24 protein-coding genes, 1 rRNA gene and 1 pseudogene are annotated in these 26,296 nt (G+C 60.5%); 18 read left to right on the top strand and 8 right to left on the bottom strand.

What is annotated here, in order from left to right; translation table 11 throughout:
- A 16S ribosomal RNA gene (locus GA0061102_RS30485) occupies positions 1-109 on the bottom strand; the annotation flags it as partial.
- Positions 110-802: 693 nt separating this feature from the next.
- Between GA0061102_RS30485 and GA0061102_RS30490 the strand changes: the two genes are divergently transcribed.
- A complete protein-coding gene (locus GA0061102_RS30490; protein ID WP_092856123.1) occupies positions 803-1,009 on the top strand; it encodes a hypothetical protein in 207 nt (68 codons plus the stop codon).
- Positions 1,010-1,076: 67 nt separating this feature from the next.
- Here GA0061102_RS30490 and GA0061102_RS30495 read toward each other — a convergent pair whose 3' ends face one another.
- Both GA0061102_RS30495 and GA0061102_RS30500 read right to left on the bottom strand, forming a co-directional pair.
- Positions 1,077-2,429 (bottom strand): ATP-binding protein, encoded by a 1,353-nt coding sequence (locus GA0061102_RS30495; protein WP_092856125.1) that lies wholly within the window; start codon positions 2,427-2,429, stop codon positions 1,077-1,079.
- 3 nt (positions 2,430-2,432) lie between these two features.
- A complete protein-coding gene (locus GA0061102_RS30500; protein ID WP_092856126.1) occupies positions 2,433-3,152 on the bottom strand; it encodes a response regulator in 720 nt (239 codons plus the stop codon).
- A gap of 338 nt (positions 3,153-3,490) precedes the next feature.
- Between GA0061102_RS30500 and GA0061102_RS30505 the strand changes: the two genes are divergently transcribed.
- From GA0061102_RS30505 to GA0061102_RS30525, 6 genes are all read left to right on the top strand, one after another.
- Positions 3,491-4,327: a pseudouridine synthase gene (locus GA0061102_RS30505; protein WP_092856128.1), complete on the top strand. Its 837-nt coding sequence runs from the start codon at positions 3,491-3,493 to the stop codon at positions 4,325-4,327.
- Positions 4,314-4,997, top strand: a complete 684-nt coding sequence (locus GA0061102_RS30510; protein WP_092856130.1) for a phosphoribosyltransferase — start codon at positions 4,314-4,316, stop codon at positions 4,995-4,997. Before GA0061102_RS30505 ends, GA0061102_RS30510 begins: the two co-directional genes overlap by 14 nt.
- 144 nt (positions 4,998-5,141) lie before the next feature.
- Entirely contained in the window at positions 5,142-6,086 is a 945-nt protein-coding gene (locus GA0061102_RS30515) for a phosphoribosylaminoimidazolesuccinocarboxamide synthase (protein ID WP_092856162.1), read from the top strand.
- Positions 6,087-6,425: 339 nt separating this feature from the next.
- Positions 6,426-7,892, top strand: a complete 1,467-nt coding sequence (locus GA0061102_RS30520) for an efflux transporter outer membrane subunit (protein WP_092856132.1) — start codon at positions 6,426-6,428, stop codon at positions 7,890-7,892.
- A gap of 97 nt (positions 7,893-7,989) precedes the next feature.
- Positions 7,990-8,334, top strand: a complete 345-nt coding sequence (locus GA0061102_RS32760) for a hypothetical protein (protein ID WP_159432224.1) — start codon at positions 7,990-7,992, stop codon at positions 8,332-8,334.
- A gap of 282 nt (positions 8,335-8,616) precedes the next feature.
- Positions 8,617-9,441 carry an SH3 domain-containing protein gene (locus GA0061102_RS30525; RefSeq protein ID WP_092856133.1) on the top strand — a complete coding sequence of 275 codons (825 nt, stop codon included), beginning with the start codon at positions 8,617-8,619 and terminating at the stop codon, positions 9,439-9,441.
- Between the two features lie 238 nt (positions 9,442-9,679).
- Here GA0061102_RS30525 and GA0061102_RS30530 read toward each other — a convergent pair whose 3' ends face one another.
- The 3 genes from GA0061102_RS30530 to GA0061102_RS30535 form a co-directional block, all read right to left on the bottom strand.
- Positions 9,680-9,922: a DUF982 domain-containing protein gene (locus GA0061102_RS30530; protein WP_004127841.1), complete on the bottom strand. Its 243-nt coding sequence runs from the start codon at positions 9,920-9,922 to the stop codon at positions 9,680-9,682.
- A gap of 242 nt (positions 9,923-10,164) precedes the next feature.
- Positions 10,165-10,287 carry a hypothetical protein gene (locus GA0061102_RS33940; protein ID WP_280949855.1) on the bottom strand — a complete coding sequence of 41 codons (123 nt, stop codon included), beginning with the start codon at positions 10,285-10,287 and terminating at the stop codon, positions 10,165-10,167.
- A 78-nt stretch (positions 10,288-10,365) separates the two neighbouring features.
- Positions 10,366-10,554 (bottom strand): hypothetical protein, encoded by a 189-nt coding sequence (locus GA0061102_RS30535; RefSeq protein ID WP_092856135.1) that lies wholly within the window; start codon positions 10,552-10,554, stop codon positions 10,366-10,368.
- A 345-nt stretch (positions 10,555-10,899) separates the two neighbouring features.
- Between GA0061102_RS30535 and GA0061102_RS30540 the strand changes: the two genes are divergently transcribed.
- The 6 genes from GA0061102_RS30540 (at position 10,900) to GA0061102_RS30570 (ending at position 19,459) form a co-directional block, all read left to right on the top strand.
- Positions 10,900-13,287 carry a transglycosylase domain-containing protein gene (locus tag GA0061102_RS30540; RefSeq protein WP_092856137.1) on the top strand — a complete coding sequence of 796 codons (2,388 nt, stop codon included), beginning with the start codon at positions 10,900-10,902 and terminating at the stop codon, positions 13,285-13,287.
- Positions 13,288-13,580: 293 nt separating this feature from the next.
- On the top strand, positions 13,581-15,497 hold the full coding sequence (gene dnaK / locus GA0061102_RS30545) for a molecular chaperone DnaK (protein ID WP_092856139.1): 1,917 nt from the start codon (positions 13,581-13,583) through the stop codon (positions 15,495-15,497).
- Between the two features lie 82 nt (positions 15,498-15,579).
- Positions 15,580-16,725 carry a molecular chaperone DnaJ gene (gene dnaJ / locus GA0061102_RS30550; protein ID WP_092856141.1) on the top strand — a complete coding sequence of 382 codons (1,146 nt, stop codon included), beginning with the start codon at positions 15,580-15,582 and terminating at the stop codon, positions 16,723-16,725.
- A 323-nt stretch (positions 16,726-17,048) separates the two neighbouring features.
- Complete coding sequence (gene recF, locus GA0061102_RS30560; protein WP_092856145.1) at positions 17,049-18,176, top strand: DNA replication/repair protein RecF; 1,128 nt, start codon at positions 17,049-17,051, stop codon at positions 18,174-18,176.
- A gap of 36 nt (positions 18,177-18,212) precedes the next feature.
- Complete coding sequence (locus GA0061102_RS30565; RefSeq protein ID WP_092856147.1) at positions 18,213-18,983, top strand: molybdopterin-synthase adenylyltransferase MoeB; 771 nt, start codon at positions 18,213-18,215, stop codon at positions 18,981-18,983.
- Positions 18,980-19,459: a GNAT family N-acetyltransferase gene (locus tag GA0061102_RS30570; protein WP_092856149.1), complete on the top strand. Its 480-nt coding sequence runs from the start codon at positions 18,980-18,982 to the stop codon at positions 19,457-19,459. Before GA0061102_RS30565 ends, GA0061102_RS30570 begins: the two co-directional genes overlap by 4 nt.
- Before the next feature lie 101 nt (positions 19,460-19,560).
- Here GA0061102_RS30570 and GA0061102_RS30575 read toward each other — a convergent pair whose 3' ends face one another.
- Positions 19,561-20,562 carry a 2-hydroxyacid dehydrogenase gene (locus tag GA0061102_RS30575; RefSeq protein WP_092856151.1) on the bottom strand — a complete coding sequence of 334 codons (1,002 nt, stop codon included), beginning with the start codon at positions 20,560-20,562 and terminating at the stop codon, positions 19,561-19,563.
- A gap of 190 nt (positions 20,563-20,752) precedes the next feature.
- On the opposite strand from GA0061102_RS30575, the gene GA0061102_RS30580 reads away from it, so the two are divergent.
- Positions 20,753-21,292: an SH3 domain-containing protein gene (locus tag GA0061102_RS30580; RefSeq protein WP_092856153.1), complete on the top strand. Its 540-nt coding sequence runs from the start codon at positions 20,753-20,755 to the stop codon at positions 21,290-21,292.
- A 192-nt stretch (positions 21,293-21,484) separates the two neighbouring features.
- Positions 21,485-22,096, top strand: coding sequence for a cadmium resistance transporter (locus GA0061102_RS30585; protein WP_092856154.1), 612 nt, complete (start codon positions 21,485-21,487; stop codon positions 22,094-22,096).
- 97 nt (positions 22,097-22,193) lie between these two features.
- Here the strand turns inward: GA0061102_RS30585 and GA0061102_RS30590 are convergent, their stop codons facing one another.
- Positions 22,194-23,186 carry an adenosine kinase gene (locus tag GA0061102_RS30590; protein ID WP_092856156.1) on the bottom strand — a complete coding sequence of 331 codons (993 nt, stop codon included), beginning with the start codon at positions 23,184-23,186 and terminating at the stop codon, positions 22,194-22,196.
- A 504-nt stretch (positions 23,187-23,690) separates the two neighbouring features.
- On the opposite strand from GA0061102_RS30590, the gene GA0061102_RS30595 reads away from it, so the two are divergent.
- The 3 genes and pseudogenes from GA0061102_RS30595 to GA0061102_RS30605 form a co-directional block, all read left to right on the top strand.
- Positions 23,691-24,635: an AEC family transporter gene (locus tag GA0061102_RS30595; protein WP_092856158.1), complete on the top strand. Its 945-nt coding sequence runs from the start codon at positions 23,691-23,693 to the stop codon at positions 24,633-24,635.
- Between the two features lie 121 nt (positions 24,636-24,756).
- Positions 24,757-25,914 (top strand): patatin-like phospholipase family protein, encoded by a 1,158-nt coding sequence (locus GA0061102_RS30600; RefSeq protein WP_092856160.1) that lies wholly within the window; start codon positions 24,757-24,759, stop codon positions 25,912-25,914.
- Positions 25,915-26,096: 182 nt separating this feature from the next.
- Positions 26,097-26,296 (top strand): annotated as a pseudogene (locus GA0061102_RS30605) (IS110 family transposase); the annotation flags it as partial.

Here is a 26,296-nt window from a genome sequence, read left to right on the forward strand (position 1 = left end):
TCCCACGCGTTACTCACCCGTCTGCCGCTCCCCTTGCGGGGCGCTCGACTTGCATGTGTTAAGCCTGCCGCCAGCGTTCGTTCTGAGCCAGGATCAAACTCTCATGTTGAGAATTCAATCTCGACTAAATCACGTCATTCTGAATCGACGAGAACTCACACTCATTTCAAAACGCATCACTGCGATAATAATGAGGTGTATTCTCTTGTTCAAAACGTAACCGTCGAAGTCTCTTTCCAGAACCGAAATCTCTTCCGATCCCGCAAGCTTCGCCGCCCACGTTTCTCTTTCTTCTCATCTTCAATTGTCAAATAACAGACCAGAAAAACCAGTCGAAATCCAATCCCCGCAATCCCAGGCACCTAAGCCCAGAACCATCAATCAGCATCGCAGCCAATCCAGGAAACACTAGAGCGAAGGTCTTCGTCGCCAGCAGCGCCGCCGCCCTCGTCAGTGATCGGGCTTATAGACCCTACCAAACGACATAGTCAACACCACGATTGTAAAAATTCTGACATTTTTGTAAGTCTCTGAAATTGTTATTTGAATTTCGTTTGTAGCGAAGGATCGTCTGATTTTACCCACAAACGCACCGAAAAAATTGTCCAAATGGTCAAAATTTTAATCCGAGCCGGATGTTTGATCCCGCTTTCGACCATCTCCCCCTTTGAGCGGTCCGTCTACCGCTTTGCGATCTCCCTGATACCGCCGAGCGACGCCATCACAAGCCGCCGACAATAGACCGCAGAAAAATCGAGATTTTACATGAGATTCCTGTAAAATACTGGGAAGGGAGGAAACAATGCATATGACAAGACCAGAAAGCATCATTGAAGTCAGCGTCGATAGCGCCAACGGACGCCGCGCGCTCGGCATCATGACCATGCGCCAGGCATTGAATTTGCCTGACCTGCCGAGGCTCACCTATACGCACCCGGATCCGCTCAAAGCGGCTGAAGGCATCGTCCTCAGCCGGGAAGAGCTCAAGACGTTTCTGACTTGCCATTGAGCCGACGGCGCGGCGCGCCACATTGATCGCACGGCTAGGGCGAGGATAGTGCTCGTCCGGGCGGTAGTCAGGCTGCTTTTCTTTCGATTGCCGCAAGCGGCAGCAATACGACAGCGTTGAGCCCGCCGCCGTCGCGATCCTCCAGACAAAGCGCGCCACCATGCGCATCGAGAATCTGCCGGACGATTGCCAGCCCCAACCCGCTACCGCCGAGGTCGCGGTTGCGGGACTCTTCCAATCTGACAAAAGGTTCGAGCACTTCCTTGCGCAACTCTGCCGGAATGCCCGGCCCGCGATCGCCGATGGTGATGACGCCTTGGTCGCCACGCTGCTCGACGCTGATATCGGCACGGCCACCATAGCGCAGTGCATTGTCCATGAGATTGTCCAGCACCCGTATCAGGGCCGTCTCGGACATAGCCACAGCCAGGGGCTGCCCCAGCAGCGAGAAAGCAATAAGGCCGGAGCCGTCCAGACGCTCGGCAACATGTGAGCAGATGGCGGCATCGAGATCGACGATATTCTTGCCATCCGACACGACCGTGCTGCGGGCAAATCCCAGTGCATCCTCGACGAGACGCTGCATGGCCTCGACGTCGGCGATGGCGCGGTCGCGATGCGGCGTATCCGGCATCATTTCCATGCGCAGGCGAAAGCGCGTGAGATAGGTCCGCAGATCGTGCGAGATCGCCCCGAGGATCAGGGTGCGGTTATTGACCAGGGCGGCGATGCGCAGCTGCATCGCGTTGATGGCCTTGATCAGCATGCGGAGTTCGCAGGCGCCCCTTTCGGGGATCGGCACCGGTTGCAGGCCGTTGCCGATGGAATTGACGGTGCGGGACAGCCGCGTCAGCGGCCTGGTTTCTCGCGCCACGGCAACGATGGCGATAACCGCGACCAGCATGCCTAGGACGCCGGCAATGAGGCCGACGGGAACGCCGTGCAGACGTACGGTCGGCGCATCGTTGAGATTGAAGACGGCGACCTTGCCGCCGGCGACACCGATAGACACCTCGACGATCCGGTCCGGCGCGCCGACGGAGAACCAGCCCTGCGGTCTTGCCGACAGCGAACGTATGTTGAAATAGCGATTGCCGAAAGCGATGCTTGCGAATTCTCGCGCCAGTTTGTCGGTCAGCGTCATATCAGACGACTCTTCGCCCTGCTCCGGCGCGGGGATATCGATCAGGCGAAGCGCCAGGCCATTGGCATTCAGGGCACGCACGGCTTTCGGCTGCGCCTCCGGCGAAATGGCATCCAGAAGACGGATCGCTGACTTGACCTGCATTGCTGGCGAGATCTCGGGATTGAGCGGCGTATCCGGCTTCAATTGGGCCGCAGCGAACGCCGCAAGCTGGATGACGAACAATGCCACGGCGACGATCATGATGATGCGGGCGACGAGGCCGAGTTTCAGCATGGCTCAGACATCCTTCACGTCGGTGGTGAGGAGATAGCCGGCATTGCGCACGGTGGTGATGATGTGGGCGCCATCCGGCAGGCAGTGCCCAAGCTTGGTGCGAAGGCGCGAGACCGTCACGTCGATGGTGCGGTCGAAAGGATCGGCGCCGCGTCCGCGCGTCCAGTCAAGCAATTGATCGCGCGACAGGACGCGCCGCGGCCTTTCGAGAAAGCAGACGAGCAAATCGAACTCCGCCGTCGTCAGATGCACGATGCGCTCGCCTTCCATCTCGATTACCCGGCCGTCGAGATCGACGGTCAAGCCGGCGAAACACTTGCGCCGCGCCGGAACGGCACTCTCTTCCGAGCGCTCCGGGCCGGAGCGACGCAGGATGGCGCGAACACGCGCCAGAAGCTCGCGCGGATTGAAGGGTTTGCCGAGATAATCGTCGGCGCCCATCTCGAGGCCGAGGATACGATCGATATCCTCGGTCTTCGCCGTCAGCATGAGGATCGGCACCTGGCTGCGGGCACGGATGCGGCGACAGGCCGAGAGGCCGTCCTCGCCCGGCAGCATCAGATCGAGAATGATGAGATCGGGAAAACCCTTGACAAGAATGCGGTCCATCGCGGCAGCGCTGTCTGCAGCCTGCACGGCAAAGCCCTCGCGGCTCAGGAACTCTTCCAGGAGCGCTCTAATCTCGCGGTCGTCCTCGACCAGAAGAAGCGATGCGGAAACCATGGCCCTCCATGCGGGGCGGAAGGTGCTTTTGGCAACAGGGAAACCGCCGACGTTACAAACTGTAACAAATCTCGGCCGTTTTGAAAAATCCCAGCAAAGGAAGCAGTACAGTTTTCCTGGCAACGTCATCCCTCCGGAGCGAATGGCGGCAGCCGCTTGCCGTCTACCCGACCCCATCGCCCGCTCCGGCCCAAGGCAGGGCTCGCATCCACGAAATGCGAGCCCTGCCGCCCCATCTTCCGACAATGCGATTTGCCTCGCAGCCATCCTCGTGCGAAAGGATTGCTCTTCGGGGCACCGCGCCCAACCACTCCAGCTACGAGCACGAGGCAAGACCGTTGAGCCAACGGCATTCACCGCAGCGGTCCGGCAGGACGGCGAAAGGCAGACAGGAGCCCGACGGCAAGCGTGTGACCTTGCCGCGGGCGCTTTCCAAGCTCGGCTATTGTTCCCGCACCCAGGCGGAGACGCTGATCTCGGCGGGCCGCGTGACAGTGGACGGCCGCAAGGTCACGGATTCGTCGACCTGGGTCGATCTGGAACATGCTCAGTTTGCCGTCGACGGCGTTGCGATATCGGCCGAAGAGAAGCTCTATTTCATGCTGAACAAGCCGCGCGGGCTGGTGACTACCCGCGACGATCCCGAGGGGCGGCCGACTGTCTATGATTGCCTGAAAGATGTCGATGCACGGCACCTCGCCCCTGTCGGACGGCTGGACAAGGCGAGCGAAGGCCTGCTGCTCTTCACCAACGATACCGTATTGGCGCAGGCCCTGCTCGATCCGGTCGGTCATGTCGGCAAGGTCTATCATGTCCAGGTCGACCGCATCATGGACGAGGAGCAGCTCGCGCGCATGGAACGCGGCATCATCGACGATGGCGAGCTTTTGACAGCCAGCTCTGCTCAGCTGTTGCGCAGCGGCGATCGCAACAGCTGGATCGAAGTGGAGCTCAAGGAAGGTCGCAACCGGCAGATCCGGCGGATGCTGGAAGCCCTCGGCATCGAATGCCTGCGGCTGGTGCGTGTCACCTTCGGCACGGTGGAGCTCGGCGATTTGCCGAAGGGCGCGGTCCGCGCCTTGACGGAGGGCGAAATCCTGCGGCTCCGCCAGCGCGCGGACTTGAAGACGAACGGACAAAATGGAGCGAAGGCAAAACGCAATGCAGCCTCATGATTTCTGGCAGGAACTCCATCCGCCGCAGAGCTTTTCGGCAGCAGAAGGGTGCCGCGATTTCTATGTGGCCGAATTGCCGGATGGGCGCCAGCTGCGGTTGCCGATCCGCGTTCTCGCCGATGGTGAGCACGCGCTGGCATCGCTGATCGTCAACCAGGCCAGTTTTGCCGTGCAGGAGGCACTGGCCGAGGCGCTGGCGGCGCGGATTGCCGACCATGATATCGAGGTCGTTGCCGGATTGCCGACGCTTGGTCTGACCCTGGCAAGCGCGGTCGCGCGGGCTCTCGGCCACGCGCGCTACGTGCCGCTCGGCACCTCGCGCAAATTCTGGTATCGCGACGAGCTGTCGGTTTCGCTTTCGTCGATCACCACACCGAACCAGGAGAAGCGCCTTTATATAGATCCGCGCATGCTGCCGTTGCTGGAGGGCAAGCGCGTGGCGCTGATCGACGATGTCATCTCCAGCGGCGCCTCGATCGTTTCCGGCCTGGCGCTCGTCGCCTCATGCGGCATCGAGCCGGTGGTGATCGGTGCGGCCATGCTGCAATCGGAGCGCTGGCGGGAGCGCGTCGATGCGGACGGCAAGCAATGGAGCGAGCGGATCGTCGGCGTCTTCTCCACGCCGATCCTCGAGCGAAGCGAAAACGGCGCTTGGCGGCGGCCGGGCTGAGCGCTCTTTGCCACGCCGGCATAGGACAAGAACCGGCTCATATATTATAGTATGTGAAAATCATTCCGATTCCCGCCGCAATGCGCTAAGGGTCCGCTCAAGAAGCATCCGTCGGGCGGATGCACGAGCCTGTTGGTGGACGCGTTGCGAATTCTTTCCGAAGCCCATTTCCCGGAACTGCCCAATTACTATCGCGGCAAGGTGCGCGAAAATTACGACCTGCCGGACGGTAGCCGCATCATCATCAGCACCGACCGGCTCAGCGCTTTCGACCGCATTCTCACCTGCATTCCCTATAAGGGGCAGGTGCTGACGCAGACAGCGCGCTACTGGTTCGAACAGACGCGCGATATCTGCCCGAACCACATCATCGACTATCCGGACCCGAACGTCGTCGTCGGCAAGCGGTTGAACATCCTGCCGGTAGAAGTGGTCGTGCGCGGCTATCTCGCCGGCACCACGGGCACCTCGATCCTGACGCTCTATAAGAAGGGTGAGCGCGAGATGTACGGCATCACCTTGCCTGATGGCATGCGCGACAACCAGATCCTGCCAGAGCCGATCATCACGCCGACCAGCAAGGAATTCGATGGCGGCCATGACGAGCCGCTGACGCCGACCCAGATCGTCGAGCATGGACTTCTGACGAAGGAACAATGGCAGACGCTTGCGGATTATGCCCTGGCATTGTTCGCCCGCGGGCAGGAGATCGCCCGCGAGCGGGGGCTGATCCTCGTGGACACGAAATATGAGTTCGGCACCGACGAAAACGGCACGATCATCCTGGCTGACGAGATCCATACGCCTGACAGCAGCCGCTATTGGCTGGCCGACAGCTATCAGGAGCGTTTCGAAAAGGGCGCGCGTCCGGAGAGCTTCGACAAGGATTTCGTAAGGGCCTGGGTCACCGAGCGCTGCGATCCCTATAAGGACGAGATTCCCGAAATTCCGCTCGACCTCGTCGAGCAGACGTCGAAGGTCTACATCCGCGCCTATGAAGCGATTACCGGCGAGCCTTTCGTGGCCGACGATCGCGGCGCGACACCGCGCGACAGGGTTCGCACAAGCCTGGCTCGCTATTTCCGGTAGGTATAGGCTAACCGAATCAGTACCCCGAACGCCATGCGGAAGGTTGTATTGACCGCTATATCGGGTATTTCCCGCAGCCCTGAATAGGGCGCGGAAGGGTATGCTTTTTGCAACACTTCATATTTTTTTTACTCAGACCCTGCTATTTCACCCGATCACACATATGTTCGCGTTCGAGTTTTCGTAAAAGCCACTGTGCTATTGCAAAACTCATTGCTAGATTGACGACGACCGCTTCGGGTCATTTGTTGTACTGCGTAAGACTGGAGCGCCGAAACACATGGGGTCAGTTCGGCCCTTTAAAACACTGATCAGTAAATTGAATTGTGGGACAATGTGATGGTTTCCATTCGTACTGCCGCCCCCGCCCTGCTGCTTATTCTGGCAGGTTGCGTCACCGGCCCAGACCATAAGCCACCGGAAATGCCTCTGCCGGCCAAGTTCTCGGAGGGCGGTACGAAAATCAACGGCGATATCGCCGGTTCACAATGGTGGACCGCTTTTGGCGACTCCAGACTGAACGCGTTTGCTTCCCAAGGGCTCGCGCAGAACCTCAGCATCCAGCAATCGCTGGAACGCATCAATCAGGCTGAAGCTGCAGTCGTTACGGCAGGTGCCGGCGGCCTTCCAAGCCTGACCGTCACCGGCGACAACACCACCAGCGGCCAGAAGGGCTCGCTGCGTACCCAGACCGGAACACGAAACGTCACCGGCGGCAGCGCCTCGGTTTCGTGGCTGCTCGACCTCTGGGGTCAGTATCGCCGTGCACGGGAAGGCGCCAACGCGTCGCTCGACGCAGCCTACTCCAGCGTCGATACTCAGCGCCTGACTTTCCTGCAGGATCTGGCCAAGAGCTATGTCAACGCCCGTTACTACCAGGCGCTGGTGTCGATCGCTCAGGAAAACCTGAAGTCCCGGCGCGACACGCTTTCGCTGACCAAGTTCCAGCTCGAAGCTGGTGCTGCATCCCGCCTCGACGTCGTTCAGGCCGAAGGCCTCGTCAACTCGACGCTTTCGACCATTCCTGGCTTTGAAATCAGCTATCGTCAGGCGGTGCATCATATCGCAACGCTGCTCAATGTTCCTTCTGCCACTGTCATCGCGCAGATGCAGGGCGGCGGCAAACAGCCTGTATTCCGTGGCAGCGTCCGCAGCGGCATTCCTGCCGATCTCATCCGCAATCGTCCGGACATCCGCATAGCAGAGCGCAATCTCGCTGCTGCCACCGCCCAGATCGGCGTGGCGGAAGCAAAGCTCTTCCCGTCGATTTCGCTCAGCGGCGCGATTTCACCCTCCTATATCCATAATACCGGATCCTCCAGCGGCGGCCTGACCAGCTGGTCGTTCGGCCCGACGCTGAACCTGCCGATCTTCGACGGCGGCGCACTGCGTGCCGGTGTCAAGAACGCTGAATCGTCGAGCCGCGAACAGTACATCGTCTGGAAGCAGACGGTGACGGGTGCCGTCGAACAGGTTGAAAACGCCCTGTCGGCCGTCAGCCGCGATGCTCAGACGGTTGCTGCTCTGCATGCCCAGGTCAAATCCTATCAGGAAGCCCTGCAGCTCTCGACCGCGAGCTATAAGGACGGCGCGTCCTCACTGCTCGACGTTCTCGACGCTCAGCGTAACGTGACCTCTGCTCAGCAGAGCCTAGCACAGGCCGTTCAGCAGAGCGCTCTCGACTACATCTCGCTGAACATTGCCATCGGTGCCGGCTACGTGCCGGCCAGCAAGGCAAACGTGGCTCAAGTCCCGGCCGCGGCTCCTGCCAAGGTCATCAAGGCTTCGGTCAAGAAGGCGAGCTAACGATATTGCGCAGGCCCGCTGGCCGCGCAGCTTAAATTTTGAAAGCCGCCGCAGTCACCTGCGGCGGTTTTTCTTTTGGCGGCAAAGAGCACTGAAATTGAAAATGGCGCGTTCCTGCTTTCGCAAGAAACACGCCATCGCCATCAAAACAAAAAGGCCGGAAAAATCCGGCCTTTCGTCATCCGCCTTCGCAACAGTGCCAGTACATCCGTGGTCAAAGGAAAAGCGGAACTGCAGCCAGATTGATTGTGAAAGGTTAACGAGAGGTCAACTTCCTTCAGCAATCCCGAAGGACGAAACGGCTCGCTTTCAAGCGCGCCCGCCATCCATAGGCTGCATGACTGAAACCTATATCGGAAAGCAAGGTGGCGATTTCAAGGCCGCGACGATCTTTTCCTTCCGGCATTTCCTCTCGCCGGTCGCAAAAGAGGAAAAATGCTAAAGCGGCAGTAATCCGTCGAATAGCAAGCGGGCCTTACTAAAAATCCCATGACTTCCGCGCGTGTCGCACGCTGCCGTTCAAGCTGCATTCATGCAGATACTTTTAAAACACAGGCAAAGATTGCAGATGCAACGCGTTATCCTATCATATTCGGTGCATGCGCAGGTCTTTATATTGCCGGAATTGGAAAGTCATACCGAATGGCGCCGGGGTAGGCGCACCACATACGGAACGGGCACAGGCGGCGATGTCGCAACGATGGTGTGCAAAGGGAGAATATTCATGAGGTTCAAGGTTCTCGCCGTGAGCTTGCTGGCCGCATTCATTGCGCTGCCGGCCATCGCGGAAGCAGCGGAGGGCTTCGCCACCGCAAACGTCAACATGCGGTCAGGTCCGAGCACTGCCTATCCGGCGGTAACCATGATCCCCGTCGGCGCACCACTGCAGATCAACGGCTGCCTTAACGAAACTCCCTGGTGCGACGTCTCGTTCTATGGCGGTCGCGGATGGGTCGCCGGCCGCTATATTCAGGCGACCTACCAATCGCGCCGCATCTATGTCGGCCCGCAATATTACCGGCCGCTCGGCATCCCGACCATTGTCTTCAATTTCGACGACTACTGGGGTCGCTATTATCGCGGCCGCGACTTCTACCGCGATCGTGACCGCTGGCGCCGTGGCCCGGGCTGGGTCGACCGCCGTCCGGACAACAACTGGGATCGCAATCCGGGATGGGATCGCGGGTCTGATTGGAATAACGGACCGGACCGCAACTGGGACCGCCGCCCTGACCGCAATCGCGACTGGAACAACGAGCCGGATCGCGACTGGGGCCGTCGCCCCGACCGCAATTGGGACGGGCAGCGTGATGGCAATCGCGACTGGGGCCGCCGCCAGCCTGACAGCAACCAGGACTGGGGTAACCGCCCGGATCGCCCACGCGTCGAACCGCAGCGGCCGCCCCAGGTTCAGGTTCAGCCGCAACCACAGCCACAGCCGCCAATCAATCCACGGGCAGGTCAGCCCGGTCCTTACAGCCCCGACCACAAGGATTGCCCGGCATCGGAACCGGATTGCCGCATGACCCCCAGAGGCTCAAACCGCTGATGGCGGCAGCACGCCGCTATTCTTGAGATAGCCAAAGGCCAGCGACTCTGAAAGTCGCTGGCCTTTTTGCTGGAACACATTGCATTTGAAGAGTGTACGCCCTCCGCATGACGCTAGGGCAGCGCGAATATGGATGCCTTTGCGGGAATGGCGCATTCTTGAACGTTCCGGCCCTTATGACGCTTCCGCCGGCTCACAGGAGCCGAGCGATCAAAACGCCGGACAGGAACGTTGTGCGTCAGTGCATCTTCAGATGCGCTTCCCGCGTCGCCGAAATGAACATTTCCCGAGCTTCCTCGGCGGACTTGCGACCGTCGATCGCTGCACGGCAGACACTTCTTGCCGCTACATACAACGGACCGCGCCGGTCAGGCCAAAGATTGGCCATGCAATTCAGGGCCTCCGACGGCCCCGTCACGATCTGGAAACTACCTTGAGCAAAACCGATTTCGATTGGATTGCTCCATTTGATGTGTCGCATGAACACTCCTCCTCACGCGCTACCAAACCGTCTGGATCGTCCTCCAAGACAGCCAGATTACAGTACTATAACCTCGATCAGACTATTCGAAAATACGGAAATTTGCGCGCTCCACGCGAAGTATCGCGCATGCGATCGGAATGGTTCTGCCAGCACATGAGGCACAGAAAACCAATTCCAGTGATCGTTTTTAGGGAACCGAGCATAGGTGCGGACATCCTCCGAGGTGGCGCGCAGGTGACCTATCTTTCGCGCGCGATCCGCTTTGCCTCGGCCGGCGAGAAGCCGGCGCGGCGGGCAAGCCACTCCAACCCGAGAATCCGGTCGATCAGGTCGGCCAGCCATTGTTCGAAACGCTTCCACATCAACATAGCCTCCACCGCTACAAACCTTTCGGCTGTGACGGCCCACGATGAGCATCGCGCCAAGCCAGCTCATCCGGTTCAACGGAATTGTGGCGGCCTCTGCGCGTTGGAGAGCAATTCCTGCTTTGTCGCGAAGTCGCCAAACAGCTTTTTCAGCCTGGCTTCCTCCTCCTTGCCGATCCGGTGGCGCCGAGCGAAGTCCTCTACGCTCCAGACCTCCCGCAGCTTGCTCTCGCAGACGTCCTCAACCTTGATCAACGAACTCATGCGCTCGTCCCTTCGTCTTTGTGGTTGGGTAAATGCGCCAGACCGCGGAAAAGTTCCTTGACCGGCCGTGTCAGGCATCGCAGAAACCGCTGTCAGAGGTGGATCGGAAATGTTCTTAATCCCTCCTTAAATCGCCGCATTTAAAGTTCAGGCGGGATTTGATGTCTTCGCGAGGGGTTCGTGGGCGAATGGCAGGCGGCCGCCTGTCCCGCAATCCGGGATCCATTTTTGAGATGGCATGCCGGTACAAAAGCGACCGCATGCGCTAAAGCACATATGCCGCCGCTCTGATCAGCCTGATAGAAGACACGATAACGCTAGGCATCGAGGTACGACCGACCCGCAATGGCAGATAAGAAAAAGTCACGCCAGAGGATAGAACCATCCTTTTCCAGCGGTCGGGAACGCATCGATGACGGATTCAGTGCCGGCGAACGCATCGTCGGCCACAGGCGCGCGGCCAAGCGGTACGAAGAGCCGGAACCCGACGAAGATGAAGACGACGAATACGAGGACGAGCCGGTGGTTGAGAAACCTCGCCGTTCGCGCAGCCGCCGCAAGCCGGCCCGACGTGCGCCGCGCCGCGGCTTTTTCGGCTTCATCCGGGCGACGATCTATTGGGGTCTCGTGCTTTGCCTCTGGGCGGGTATCGGCCTTGCCGGCCTTGTTGCCTATTACGGATCGCGCATGCCGAGCGCCAGCACCTGGTCCATTCCCGAACGGCCACCGAACGTCAAGATCACCGATCTCGACGGAAGCCTGATTGCCAATCGCGGCACAACGGGCGGCGAGGCCGTGACGCTCAGCGACATGTCGCCCTATATCCCGGAAGCCATCATCGCCATCGAGGATCGCCGCTTCTATTCCCATTTCGGCTTCGATCCGATCGGCCTCGGCCGCGCCGTCGTGACCAACGTCGTGACGGGACACGCAGCCCAGGGCGGCTCGACGCTGACGCAGCAGCTCGCCAAGAACCTCTTCCTCTCGCCGGACCGCACGCTGGAACGCAAGGTGCAGGAAGTGCTCCTGGCCCTGTGGCTGGAGCATAAATACGCCAAGGATCAGATCCTGACGATGTATCTGAACCGCGTCTATTTCGGTTCGAACGCCTATGGCGTCGAGGCGGCCTCGCGGCGCTACTTCAACAAGTCGGCCAAGGAGGTCAATCTCGGCGAGGCCGCCATGCTGGCCGGCCTGGTCAAGGCGCCGTCGCGGCTGTCGCCCGCTCGCGACCCTGCCGCCGCCGAGGCGCGCGCCCAGCTGGTGCTGCAGGCCATGCGCGATCAGGGCTTCATCAGTGAATCCGACATCAAGACGGCGATGGCACAGCCGCCGACGCGGTCGAAGAGCTACTGGAGCGGCGCGGAAAACTACGTCGCCGACATGGTCATGGATCAGCTGCCGAAGCTGATCGGCGGCGCTGTCAAGGAAGACCTGATCGTCGATACCACCCTCGACATGTCACTGGAAGAAAAAGCCGAGAGGGCACTGAGCGACGTGCTTGAAAAGGACGGCAAGAAACTGAACGCCTCGCAGGCCTCGCTCGTCTCCGTCGATGCGACAGGCGCCGTCCGCGCCCTGGTCGGCGGCCGTGATTACGCCCAGAGCCAGTTCAACCGTGCGGTCACCGCCAAGCGCCAGCCCGGCTCGGCCTTCAAGCCCTTCGTCTATACCGCGGCGCTGGAAGCGGGCCTGACGCCCAATTCGATCCGCAACGACTTGCCGGTCAAGATCGGCAATTGGGCGCCGGAGAATTACGAACAGCGCTATAGCGGCCCGGTGACGCTTGCGACCGCCGTGGCGAAATCGCTGAACACGGTTGCCGTCCAGCTCGTCGCCGAGGTCGGTCCCGAGCAGGTGATCAAGGTGGCGCACAGGCTCGGCATCGAATCCGATCTGCAGGCCAACGCCTCGATCGCGCTCGGCACCTCCGAAGTCTCGCTGCTGGAACTCACCTCCGCCTATGCCACCTTCATGAACGGCGGCTTCAAGGTGGCGCCGCACGTCATCACCAAGGTGACGACCGCCTCCGGCAAGGTGCTCTACCAGGCCAATACCGACAATCCGCAGCGGGTGCTGAACCCGGATATCGTCGCCAACATGGACACCATGATGGCCGGCGTCATCGCGTCGGGAACCGGCAAGGCTGCCCGCATTCCCGGTTGGCAGGCCGCCGGCAAATCGGGCACGACGCAGTCCTTCCGCGACGCTCTGTTCGTCGGCTTCACCAGCCATCTGACGACAGGCGTCTGGTTCGGCAACGATGACGGCAAGTCGATGCGCAAGGTGACCGGCGGCGGGCTGCCGGCAAAGGCGTGGAAGGAATTCATGATCGCCGCCCACAAGGGCATCACGCCGACGCCGATCTTCGGTGGCGGCCAGATCATCGACAGCGGCTTGCCGATGGCACAGGCGGAGCCGTTGGGCGACCAGCCGACGACGATCGGCAACATCATCTCCGGCGCGGGCAATGCGGGACAGCCGACCTTGCAGCAGCGGCCGTCGCAACAGCCGATCCAGCCACAGGTCGTCAACCAGACCGCAGCGAATGAAGACCCGCAGGATCTGCCGCCGGCAAACCTCACCGACGACACCAACCCCTATAGTTCGAATCCCTACAATTCGAACCCCTATGACAGCGAGATCCCGCCCGCCGATGTCGGCGACAGCGGCCCGCCTAGGGCAGCTCGACCGCATCGCACCTCGCTGCTCGACGTGATCCTCGGCCGATAAAATCGCAATTTTCCACCTTGCCGCTTGCATGGCTGCGGCAAGGCTGCTCAAATACGCGATTGCTTTAAATCCACGGGCTCTTGGCGCAACTTCGGCCATGTGGAATTTGGGCGACAAACCATTCGTTTTGCTGGATTCCGGGTGATTTCCTGCCTTGCAGTCAGTAAAACCGCTACTTATATACGCGGCATCACCGCAGTCATGGCTGCGCAATCCTCAAGACCATCCCGTAAGGGGCTGTCAATGGAATGCCTGACAGGGGTTCCGACGGCTTGCTTCAAGGAGAGAATGATATGGCAAAAGTAATTGGTATCGACCTTGGAACCACAAATTCCTGCGTCGCCGTCATGGACGGTAAAGACGCGAAAGTGATCGAGAATGCCGAAGGCGCCCGCACGACCCCCTCTATGGTCGCCTTCTCCGACGACGGCGAACGTCTCGTCGGCCAGCCGGCCAAGCGCCAGGCTGTCACCAACCCCACGAATACCCTCTTCGCTGTCAAGCGCCTGATCGGCCGCCGCTACGAAGATCCGACCGTCGAGAAGGACAAGCACCTCGTTCCCTTCACGATCGTCAAGGGTGACAATGGCGACGCCTGGGTCGAAGCCCAGGGCAAGGGCTATTCGCCCGCACAGATTTCCGCAATGATCCTTCAGAAGATGAAGGAAACCGCCGAATCCTATCTCGGCGAAAAGGTCGAAAAGGCTGTCATCACCGTTCCTGCATACTTCAACGACGCTCAGCGCCAGGCAACCAAGGATGCCGGCAAGATCGCCGGTCTTGAAGTCCTGCGCATCATCAACGAGCCGACCGCTGCAGCACTTGCCTACGGTCTCGACAAGAAGGACGGCAAGACCATCGCCGTTTACGACCTTGGCGGCGGCACCTTCGATATCTCCATCCTGGAAATCGGCGACGGCGTCTTCGAAGTGAAGTCGACCAACGGCGACACCTTCCTCGGCGGTGAAGACTTCGACATGCGTCTCGTCGAATATCTCGTTGCCGAGTTCAAGAAGGACAACGGCATCGACCTCAAGGGCGATAAGCTTGCTCTGCAGCGGCTCAAGGAAGCTGCCGAAAAGGCCAAGATCGAACTTTCGTCCGCCCAGCAGACCGAAATCAACCTGCCCTTCATCACGGCAGACGCTACCGGCCCGAAGCACCTGACGCTGAAGCTGACCCGCGCGAAGCTGGAAAGCCTGGTCGACGATCTCGTCCAGCGCACCATCGCTCCGTGCAAGGCAGCCCTCAAGGATGCCGGCGTCACGGCTGCCGAGATTGACGAAGTCGTTCTCGTCGGCGGCATGAGCCGCATGCCGAAGGTACAAGAAGTCGTCAAGCAGCTGTTCGGCAAGGAACCGCACAAGGGCGTCAACCCGGATGAAGTCGTCGCGCTCGGCGCCGCCATCCAGGCCGGCGTTCTGCAGGGCGACGTCAAGGACGTTCTGCTGCTCGACGTAACCCCGCTGTCTCTCGGCATCGAAACGCTCGGCGGCGTCTTCACCCGTCTGATCGAACGCAACACGACGATCCCGACGAAGAAGTCGCAGACCTTCTCGACTGCCGATGACAACCAGTCGGCCGTGACCATCCGCGTATCGCAGGGCGAGCGCGAAATGGCCGCCGACAACAAGCTGCTCGGCCAGTTCGACCTCGTTGGCCTGCCGCCCGCGCCCCGCGGCGTACCGCAGATCGAAGTCACCTTCGATATCGACGCCAACGGCATCGTCCAGGTTTCGGCCAAGGACAAGGGTACCGGCAAGGAACAGCAGATTCGCATCCAGGCGTCCGGCGGTCTTTCCGACACCGACATCGAGAAGATGGTCAAGGATGCCGAAGCCCATGCTGCGGAAGACAAGAAGCGCCGTGAGGGCGTCGAAGCCAAGAACCAGGCTGAAAGCCTGATCCATTCCAGCGAGAAGTCGCTGAAGGATTACGGCGACAAGGTCACCGAAGCCGATCGCACCGCGATCTCGGACGCCATCGCAGCCCTGAAGACGGCAACCGAAGCTTCCGAGCCGAATGCCGACGACATCAAGGCCAAGACCCAGACGCTCATGGAAGTTTCCATGAAGCTCGGCCAGGCGATCTATGAGTCCCAGCAGGCGGAAGCAGCTTCGGGCGATCACTCGGCAGCTGGCAAGGACGATGTCGTCGATGCCGACTACGAGGAAATCAAGAACGAAGACGACCGTAAGCGGTCTGCATAAGCGCGAACCGAAAGGTTCTCGAGGAACTTAGATCCGGCTGCCTTCGGGCAGCCGGAAATCCATTTCCGGGGTCGAATGCTGAATGGCAAAAGCGGATTTTTACGAGACATTGGGCGTCTCCAAGACGGCGGACGAGAAAGAGCTGAAGAGCGCCTTTCGTAAGCTGGCGATGCAATTTCATCCGGACAAGAATCCGGACGACAGCAACGCCGAGCGGAAGTTCAAGGAAATCAACGAAGCCTACGAAACGCTCAAGGATCCGCAGAAGCGCGCAGCCTATGACCGCTATGGCCACGCTGCTTTCGAGCATGGTGGCATGGGCGGTGGCGGCGGTTTTGGCGCCGGCTTCGGCGGCGGCGGCTTCTCCGATATTTTCGAGGATATTTTCGGCGAGATGATGGGTGGCGGACGCTCGCGCGGGCGCTCTTCCGGCGGCCGCGAGCGCGGCGCAGATCTTCGCTACAACATGGAAATTTCGCTCGAGGAGGCCTTCACTGGCAAAACGGCGCAGATCCGCGTTCCGACCTCCCTCACCTGCGACGTCTGTTCCGGCTCGGGCGCCAAGCCCGGCACACAGCCGAAAACCTGCGGCACCTGTCAGGGCTCTGGCCGCGTCCGCGCCGCACAGGGTTTCTTCTCGGTCGAGCGCACCTGCCCGACTTGTCATGGCCGTGGCCAGATCATTCCCGATCCCTGCACCAAGTGTCATGGCCAGGGCCGGGTGACCGAAGAGCGTTCGCTCTCGGTCAACATCCCGGCCGGCATTGAAGACGGCACGCGCATCCGCCTGCAGGGCGAAGGCGAAGCGGGCCTGCGCGGCGGGCCTTCCGGCGACCTTTATATCTTCCTGTCAGTCAAGCCGCATGAGTTCTTCCAGCGCGACGGCGCCGATCTCTACTGCGCGGTACCGATCTCGATGACGACGGCAGCACTTGGCGGCACCTTCGATGTGGCAACGCTCGACGGCACGAAGTCCCGCGTCACCGTTCCCGAGGGAACGCAGGTCGGCAAGCAGTTCCGCCTGAAGGCCAAGGGCATGCCGGTGCTGCGCTCCAGCCAGGTCGGCGATCTCTATATCCAGATCCAGATCGAGACGCCGCAGAAGCTTACCAAGCGCCAGCGCGAGCTGCTGCAGGAGTTCGAGCAGATCTCTTCGAAGGACAACAATCCCGAATCGACGGGCTTCTTCGCCCGCATGAAGGATTTCTTCGATACGTTCAGCGACTGAGCCACGAATCAGATTGTTTCACATGAATCCGGCCGGTGATTCGGCCGGATTTTTTTGTTTGGTGCCGAATCCCCCGCCCTCGTGGTTCGAGACGGCCCTGCGGACCTCCTCACCATGAAGGCTGAATCTCTCATCCGGCCTGCAGTTCACTCTATCCTCATCCTGCACCCACCATTCCACCCTCATCCTGAGCCTGTCGAAGGACAAGGGTGACCCTTGACGGCGCTTCCATTCCATCGACACCGCGGAACCATCGGCAAAATCCTTGCACTTGGGCAGGGTTCGGCATACCCCTCGGCCATCAACACGAATCTCAAAGACCCATGCCGGACAAGGTTTCCATCTCGCGCCTGAAGCTCACCGACTTCCGCAACTATGCGGCGGCGGCGCTGACGCTTGACGAGCGGCATGTAGTGCTCACCGGCGACAACGGCGCAGGCAAGACCAATCTGATGGAAGCGGTTTCGCTGCTGTCGCCCGGCCGCGGCCTGCGCCGGGCCAGCTATACCGATATCACTCGCGTCCATGCACCGGGTGGCTTTTCGATCTTTGCCGAGCTGGAAGGTATGGACGGCACGGTCGAGATCGGCACCGGCATCGACACGACGGACGAATCAACCGCCCGCAAGCTGCGAATCAACGGGACGCCCGCCAAGACGGTCGACGAACTGACCGATCATCTGCGCGTTCTCTGGCTGACGCCGGCCATGGACGGCCTGTTCACCGGCGGCTCTTCGGAGCGCCGCCGCTTTCTCGACCGGCTGGTGCTGTCGCTCGATCCCGCGCATGGCCGCCGCGCCAGCGATTTCGAGCGCGCCATGCGCAGCCGCAACAGGCTCTTGTCGGACGGCCGGTTCGATCCATCCTGGCTTGCCGGCATCGAGGAGCAGATGGCAAGCCTCGGCATCGCCATGGCGATCGCACGGCAGGAGATGCTCGGCCTCCTCTCGCGACTGATTGCCGAAACGCGCGAAGCGACGCCCTTCCCCTCCGCGGCACTGGAACTATCAGGCTTTCTCGACGGTCAATTCGACCGGCCGGCGGTCGATCTGGAAGATGCTTATGCCGCGATGCTGCGAGACGGACGTTACCGGGATGCCGCAGCCGGGCGCACGCTGGATGGGCCGCATAGGGTCGATCTGCTGGTACGCCATCGTGAAAAGGACATGGAGGCGGAACATTGCTCGACGGGCGAGCAGAAGGCCCTTCTGGTCGGCCTGATCCTTGCCCATGCCCGTCTTGTCGGCAATCTGACGGGATATGCGCCGATCCTGCTGCTGGACGAAATCGCCGCTCATCTCGACGAAGGCCGGCGCGCTGCACTTTTCGATCTCGTCAATGGGCTCGGCGGGCAGGCCTTCATGACCGGCACGGACAAGGCCATGTTCTCGGCGCTTGGCGAGCGCGCGCAATTCCTTACCGTTTCGCATGGCGGGATTACAAAATCCTAGCATCTCAAAATCGCCGATCATGATAGGATCGTCGCCATGGACCCTTTGACCTCAGACGAAATCGCCCGCTACCAGCGCCACATCCTGCTGCCCGAAGTCGGCGGAACCGGCCAGCAGAAGCTGAAGGCTGCGCGCGTGCTTGTGATCGGTGCCGGCGGCCTTGGTGCCCCGGTGCTGCAATATCTCGCCGCCGCTGGCGTCGGCACGCTCGGTATTGCCGACGACGACCGCGTTTCGCTCTCCAACCTGCAGCGGCAGGTGATCCACGACACCGGCACCATCGGCGAATTGAAGACGCAGAGTGCCGCCGACGCCATCGCGCGGCTCAATCCGCATGTACGGGTGATCCGTTTCGAGGAGCGCTTCGCGCCCGATACGGCCGCCCGGCATCTTGCCGGCTTCGACCTCGTTATCGACGGCTCCGACAATTTCGATACGCGCTACACCGTTGCGGATGCGACCGAAGCCGCACGCCTGCCGCTCGTCACGGGTGCGGTCGGGCGATTCGACGGATCGGTGACGACGCTGAAGCCCTACGAGAGCGATTCCGACGACGCGGCCAATCCGCGCTATCGCGATCTCTTCCCGGCGCCACCGCCGCAGGGTCTCATTCCCAGTTGCGCCGAGGCCGGCATCATCGGCGCTTTGACCGGAGTCATCGGCACATTGATGGCGATGGAAGCGATCAAGCTCATAACAGGCATCGGCGAACCGCTGATCGGCCGCCTGCTGCTCTACGACGCGCTTGCCGCGCGATTCGAGACCGTTCGTTATCGCCGCAAGCGCGCCAAAGTGGCTGCCGAATGAACAATATCACGCTTCAACGCCTGGATGGCAGCTTTCATCGCTGGAGCGAATTGCTCGATCTTATCCTTGCCTCTTTCGCTTACATGAACGGGCGGATCGATCCGCCCTCATCCGCGCTCGCGCTGACACCGAAGTCTCTTGAGGAAAAAGCGCACAGCGAAATCGGCTATGTCGCGCTGGACGACAACAATATAGTCGGCTGTGTATTTTGCCGCACCGAGCTAGACACCCTCTATATTGGCAAACTCGCCGTCCTGCCAGGCGCGCAAGGCAAAGGGATCGGCAGGCGCCTGCTAACATCGGCGGAAAACGAGGCACGCAGGTTGAACCTTTCCAACCTGCGGCTGGAAACCCGCATAGAGCTCACCGAAAATCACCGCATGTTCGCCGGCTGGGGATTTCGGAAAACCGCCGAAAGTCGTCATGCCGGCTTCGATCGCACCACGTCGATCGAGATGCGCAAGAGCCTGGTTTAGAGCGGTTCAGTTTTTCACGGAATCTGAGAACCGCTAACTTATTGTCTTTACGCAATTCCGGACGGAAAACCGCTGCGCACTTTTCCTGGAATTGCTCTAGCTCAGCGGAACGGCAGCACGCGGTTGGGCGGACGATGGCCGTCGATGAAGGTGCGGATGTTGATGATGACCTTGTCGCCCATGTCGATGCGGCCCTCGAGCGTCGCCGAGCTCATATGCGGCAAGAGTACCACCTTGCCCTCATTGGCGAGCTTCACCAGCTTGGGATTGACGGCCGGCTCGTTCTCGAACACGTCGAGGCCCGCACCGGCGATCTTGCCTTCGCGCAGGATCTTGATCAACGCCGCCTCGTCGATGACATCGCCGCGCGCCGTGTTGACGATGTAGCTCGTCGGCTGCAGCAGTGCCAGGCGGCGGGCGGAGATCAAATGATACGTCGCAGGCGTAGACGGGCAGTTGACCGAAACGATGTCGACGCGGGCGAGCATCTGGTCGAGGCTGTCCCAATAAGTCGCCTCCAGCTCGTCCTCCGTCGCCGGATTGACCCGCTTGCGATTGTGATAATGGATCGAAAGGCCGAATGCCTTGGCGCGGCGGGCGACGGCGGTGCCTATACGCCCCATGCCGACGATACCGATGCGCTTGCCGTGAATGCGGCGGCCGAGCATCCAGGTAGGCGACCATCCGGCCCATTCGCCGGGATTATCGGTCAGAACGCGGGCACCTTCCGCCAGCCGCCGCGGCACGGCGAGAATGAGCGCCATGGTCATGTCGGCGGTATCTTCGGTCAGCACATTGGGCGTATTGGTGACGGTGATGCCGCGCCGGGCGGCGGCTTCCACATCGATGTGATCGGTGCCGTTGGAGAAGCTGGCGATGAGCTTCATCTGCGGACCGGCTTCGCCGATCAGTTCCGCATCGATGCGATCTGTCACCGTGGGCACCAGCACATCGACCGATCGGACTGCCTCAATCAGTTCGGCTTTGGTGCGCGGACGATCGTCAATGTTGAGTTCGGCATCGAAGAGTTCGCGCATCCGCGTTTCCACCGCATCCGGCAGTTTGCGCGTGACGTAGACTCTCGGTTTTTTCTTCGTCGTCATGGAGAGCGGCGATGCCTTGTTCAGATGTTATTAACCAAGAAGCGGGATAATTTTCCCGTTCCGGGTATTTCTACCAGACCCGCAGGCGAAGACAAACAAAACTCGCTGGCGCGATCCGATGATTTGCAACCGGCGGAGCACAAGGGCGATACAAGCGGCGCCCTTGTCATGATGAACGAACGGAAATCCCATGCGTGGCAAGGTATTGAAGTCCTGCGCTATTTTCTCGATCGGCCTGATGATGGCCGTAGCAACGGCGGACCTTGCCGCCGCCCAGGCCGCCAAGGGGCCGAGCGGATTGCCGCTGCCGCGCTTCGTCACGCTGAAATCCAAGCGTGTCAACCTGCGTATCGGACCGAGTTCGGATTACGCCGTGTCATGGCTGTATCTCAAGCAGGGTCTGCCGGTCGAAATCATTCAGGAATACGATAATTGGCGGCGCATTCGCGATGCCGACGGCACCGAAGGCTGGGTCAACCAGTCGCTGCTGTCGGGCCAGCGTTCGGCCATCGCTGCACCGTGGATGAAAGGCAAGGGCAAGGCCGTCTTCGTCAATATGCGCCGCGAAGCCCAACCATCCGCCAGCGTCATTGCCAAGCTTCAACCAGGCGTGATGATGAGCGTTCGCGAATGCACCGGCGACTGGTGCCACGTCACCGCCGACGGCACAGAGGGTTGGGTGGCGCAATCCGAGATCTGGGGCGCCTATCCTGGCGAAGCTTTCAAGTAACGCTCCCTTAGACGTCCCGCTATAAATGCCAAAGCGATCGCGATTTTTCAGATTCGCTTCTTGCGTGTTGAATCTTTGATTTTACACATGTCGTTATCGCAAAACCGCTGCGCACTTTTGCGCGACATGCTTTAGCGCGCAACTTTTCCGGCGCGATGATATGTCCCCGCATCGGAAAAGGAGACAGGTGTCTTGGACTATCTACTGGGCGTTCTGGGCGTTGCAATCGTCGTGTTCGCATCAACGGATGTGGACGACCTCTTCGTTCTTCTAGGCTTCTTCGCCGATCCGAAATTCCGATTAAGGCAGATCATCATCGGCCAGTATCTCGGAATTGCCACTCTCTTTGGCGCAAGCGTCGCCGCCTCGCTTCTCGTGCTCGTCATTCCCGCAACCTATATCGGCCTCCTCGGCTTTGCGCCGATCTATTTCGGTCTGAAGAGGCTATGGGAGGTCTGGAACGGCATCGACACGGGCGACAACCCCGAAGACCATGAGAAGGCTTCGGCCGGACACGGCAATATCGTGGCCGTCGCCCTCGTGACGATCGCCAATGGCGGCGACAATATCAGCGTCTATACGCCGCTCTTCGCCACACGATCCGCCTATGAAATCCTGGGCTTCGGCTGCGTCTTCGCGGTTCTGACGGCAGTCTGGCTCGTCGTGGCACATGCCCTTGTCAATCACCCGAAACTCGGCGCACCGATCAGGCGGCACGGATACAGGGTCGTGCCGCTCATCCTGATCGCGATCGGCATCCTCATCCTCTACGAGGCCGGGACGGCGCGGCTTTTCTGGAGCTAGAGCATATTTCACGGGATCCCAGCGAAAGAGCCGCCCGACGATCTGTCGAAGCGGCTCCCGTTGTCTGTAATCCAGAAGCTTCAGGGGCTAAGCCCGATCAGAGAAGACCGAATTTCTTGGCCTTTTCCGACAGCGATTGCATCGGCCGCGGGCCGATCTGCTCGATGACGGTTGCTGCCGCAAGATTGCCGAGCTTGCCGCAATCTTCCAAGCTACGGCCCTGCGTGTAGCCGAACAGGAAGCCGGCGGCGAAAAGGTCGCCCGCGCCTGTCGTATCGACACGCTCTTCGATCGGATGAGCATCGACGACATGGCGTTCGTTGCCGCGTATGATCACGGCGCCATCCTTGCCTGTCGTCACGGCTGCAATCTTGCAGTCGGCCGCAATCAGCGTCAGCGCCTTTTCGAAATCCTCGGTCTCGTAGAGCGACAGTGCCTCGTCGCGGTTTGCGAAGACGATATCGACGGTGCCCGAGCGCATGAGATCGAGGAACTCGTCGCGATAGCGGCCGACGCAGAAGCTGTCCGATAGCGTCATCGACATTTCACGGCCGTTGGCATGGGCGATGCGGGCGCATTCGCGAATCGCTTCCTTGGCGCGCGGCGGATCCCAGAGATAGCCCTCGAAATAGGTGACTTTGGCATCGGCGACGACATTTTCCTCGACGTCTTCCGGGCCGAGTTCGACGCAGGCGCCGAGATAAGTGTTCATGGAACGCTCGCCGTCCTCGGTGACGAAGATCATCGAACGGGCCGTCGGCGGGAAAGTGCCCTTCGCCCTGGTCTGGTAATGCACGCCCTGGGCGCGGATATCGTGGGCGAAGATCTGTCCGAGCTGGTCTTCAGCGACCTTACCGAAATAGGCAGCCCTGCCGCCGAAATTGGCAACGCCTGCCGCCGTATTGCCTGCGCTGCCGCCGGAGGCTTCCAGCGCCGGGCCCATGCGCGAATAGAGAAGTTCGGCGCGTTCGGCATCGATGAGGTTCATCGCGGCCTTGGTGATCTTGTTGTCGATCAGGAACTGATCATTGCAACGGGCGATAATGTCGACGATGGCGTTGCCAACGGTCAGTACATCGAAGCGAGTCATCTATAGGAGGATCCCGGTATTGGTGATAGCCGGTATCCGGTAATATCGGTTTTTCCGAAGTTTGGAAGAAGAATCAGCGCCAGTGCAGCCAACTTAATTGCAATCAGTCATTTGGCTGTCACTTTCTATGTTTAAATGCTTATCAAGCGGCTGGGATGGGAAGTTCGAAAGACTTCCGAGCCAGTCTGGGAAGGAATGATGCCTTCCGCCTCACCGGTACGCGGGCCGACCACGGATGAACTGGCGGCATGTGCACCGGGGGGACTCTCCGGCGAGACCGGACAAGTAGGAGCGGGCTTGGCCCGCTTTTTTTGTTTTTGCGGGTTCTCACACCGATCGCGCGTCGCGATCTTTCAGATTCGCTCCTTTCGCTTTAAGCTCTTGATTTTGCGCATGTCGTCGTCGCAAAACCGCTGCACACTTTTGCGCGACATGCTTTAAGCAAGCTGCTACAACTCCTCGATCACTCTTCTCGAGCCACGAATTCCACGGCCCACGCCCGGCATGTCCGAAATTCTCACCGATGTCCTTCCGATCTTCCTGCTGATCCTCGTTGGCTGGGTTATCGTGCGCACTGGCCTGTTGAAGGCCGATGTCGGCGAGGCGATGGGCGAGTTCGTCTTCAAGATCGCCGTGCCGCTCCTGCTGTTCCGCACCATCGCCGAGGCGGATTTTCGTGGCGCTTCGCCGTTTCGATTGTGGATCGCCTATTTTTCCGGCGTCGCCGTGACCTGGACCGCCGGCCATATCGTAGCGACTCGGCTGTTCGGGCGGGACGCGCGCATCGGCGTGCTGGCCGGCGTTTCATCGGCCTTTGCCAATACGATCTTCATCGGCCTGCCCCTTGTCGGCCGCACGGTCGGGCCTGATGGCGTCATGGCCATGTCGATCCTGATCGCCGTGCACCTGCCGACGATGATGATCGCCGGCACGCTGCCGATGGAGCAGGCCGAGCGCAAGGAGAATGCCGGCGCCGGCCGCAGCACCGGCGAGCTGCTGCTGCAGGTCGGCCGGAACCTTGTGCGCAATCCGCTGGTCATCGGCCTTTTCTGCGGTCTTATCGTCCACCTGACCGGCATCCGCATCCCCGCGACCGTCGGCAGCGTCGTCGACGGCATCGCCAATATGGCCGGCCCCGCGGCGCTGATTTCGCTCGGCATGGCGCTGCGCCAATACGGGCTATCGGGCAATCTCGGCATCACCAGCGTCATGGCCGCCTTCAAGCTATTCTTGCTGCCGTCCTGCGTGCTGGCGGCCGGTCATCTCCTTGGCCTTAGCCCGGAATGGCGGGCCGCGCTGGTGCTCACCGCTGCCGTTCCCACAGGTGTGAACGCCTGGCTGATTGCCAATCGCTTCGGCGTCGGCCACAGTCTCGCCGCCTCGACGATCACCTTGACGACAGCGTTCGGGGCATTTTCGGTGTCGCTCTGGGCCTATTTGCTCGCATAGCACAGGTTCGAGCCCGCCGATTCGCAATGGCATGTCTCCGCATTCGGAGAAGCAGGCAGGAAAATGGTCATAGTTTTGCGTATCCCGGCTTTCCCACCCGGAGCGCAGCAAAGGATGGCACATGAACATTGCAGCTCCGCTTACCAATCCCGCATCAGCTTATTCGCATAAAGTGTTCGTGCTCCAGGGCGGCGGCGCGCTCGGCTCCTATCAAGCCGGCGCCTTTCAGGCACTCAGAGAGCAGAATATCGACCCGGACTGGATCGCAGGCATCTCGATCGGCGCCATCAACGCCGCCATCATGGCCGGCAACGTGCCGGGGGAGCGGCTTGAGAAGCTGCGCTCCTTCTGGAACAAGATCACTATCCAGCTTCCCGTCGATATGCTGATGGAACGGCAGCGCCAGAGCAGCCCCTTTTATCGCACGGTGAGCAGCTGGTGGGTTTCGACCTTCGGGGCGCCCGGCTTCTTTTCTCCCTGGCAGATCCCGGCCTGGTTCCAGGCGCGGGGCTCAGCGGGCGCGACCAGCATCTACGATACAGAGCAATTGCGCCAGACGCTGCTCGACCATGTGGATTTCGACCGAATCAATCATGGCCCGGTGCGGCTGAGCCTCGGTGCCGTCAACGTGCGAACCGGCAACTTCGCGTTCTTCGACAACAGGGATATTAAGATCGCGCCGGAACACATCATGGCGAGCGGCGCCCTACCGCCGGGCTTTCCGGCCATCAAGATCGGCAGTGAATACTACTGGGACGGCGGCCTGGTCTCGAACACGCCGCTCACCTACGTGCTGCGCAATGGCGCGGGCGTCGATACGGTGGTGTTTCAGGTCGATCTCTTCAGCGCCGTCGGTTCCTTGCCGCAAGATCTCGAGGAAGTCGAGGAACGGCGCAAGGACATCACCTATTCCAGCCGTACCCGCCTCAACACCGACCTCTTCCTGGAGCGTCATCGCCTGCGTCGCGCCATATCGGAGCTTTATGCGCGGCTTCCCGAAGAGGCCAAGGCCGATCCGGAGATCAAAAAGCTGGAGAAGCACTGCTCGGACTACGGCGTCACCATCATCCATCTGATCTACCGCAACAAGCAGTTCCGGTCGCAGTCCAAGGATTACGAGTTTTCGTCGCTATCGATGCACGAACATTGGGACGCCGGCCTGCGCGACGCCAGAAAGGCGCTGATAGCGGAGGACTGGCGCACGCCGCCAAGCGCCGAGGATGGGCTGAAAGTCTTCGATCTCGATCAGAGAACCCGCTCACGCCGGCATTCGATCTGATTCGCAAACACAAACAACCCGGCCTTGGCGGCCGGGTTTTCAATCCCTCATACGGACTGGTTTAGATGGTGTAACGGGCGGAGCCCGGCCAGCCAGGTTTGAATGGCTGGTGGTCGTCCCTCACAATGATGGTGTCGCGGAGTCAGGAGAGACCTGCTCCATAGCATCACGGAGAGACGACCATGAAGCAGTATGCCGGCATCGACGTATCATTGGAATACTCAAGTGTGTGCGTGGTGGATGCGGATGGCCGCATTGTGCGTGAAGCAAAGGTCCACAGTGAACCCGATGCGCTGATCGCCTGGTTTGGCGAGCACGGCGTGGCGATGGAACGGATTGGTCTGGAGGCCGGACCCTTGTCGCAGTGGCTCCATGCCGGAAT

It is taken from the genome of Martinezella miluonensis (assembly GCF_900094545.1).
In the GTDB taxonomy this organism is placed as follows: Bacteria; Pseudomonadota; Alphaproteobacteria; order Rhizobiales; family Rhizobiaceae; genus Rhizobium; species Rhizobium miluonense.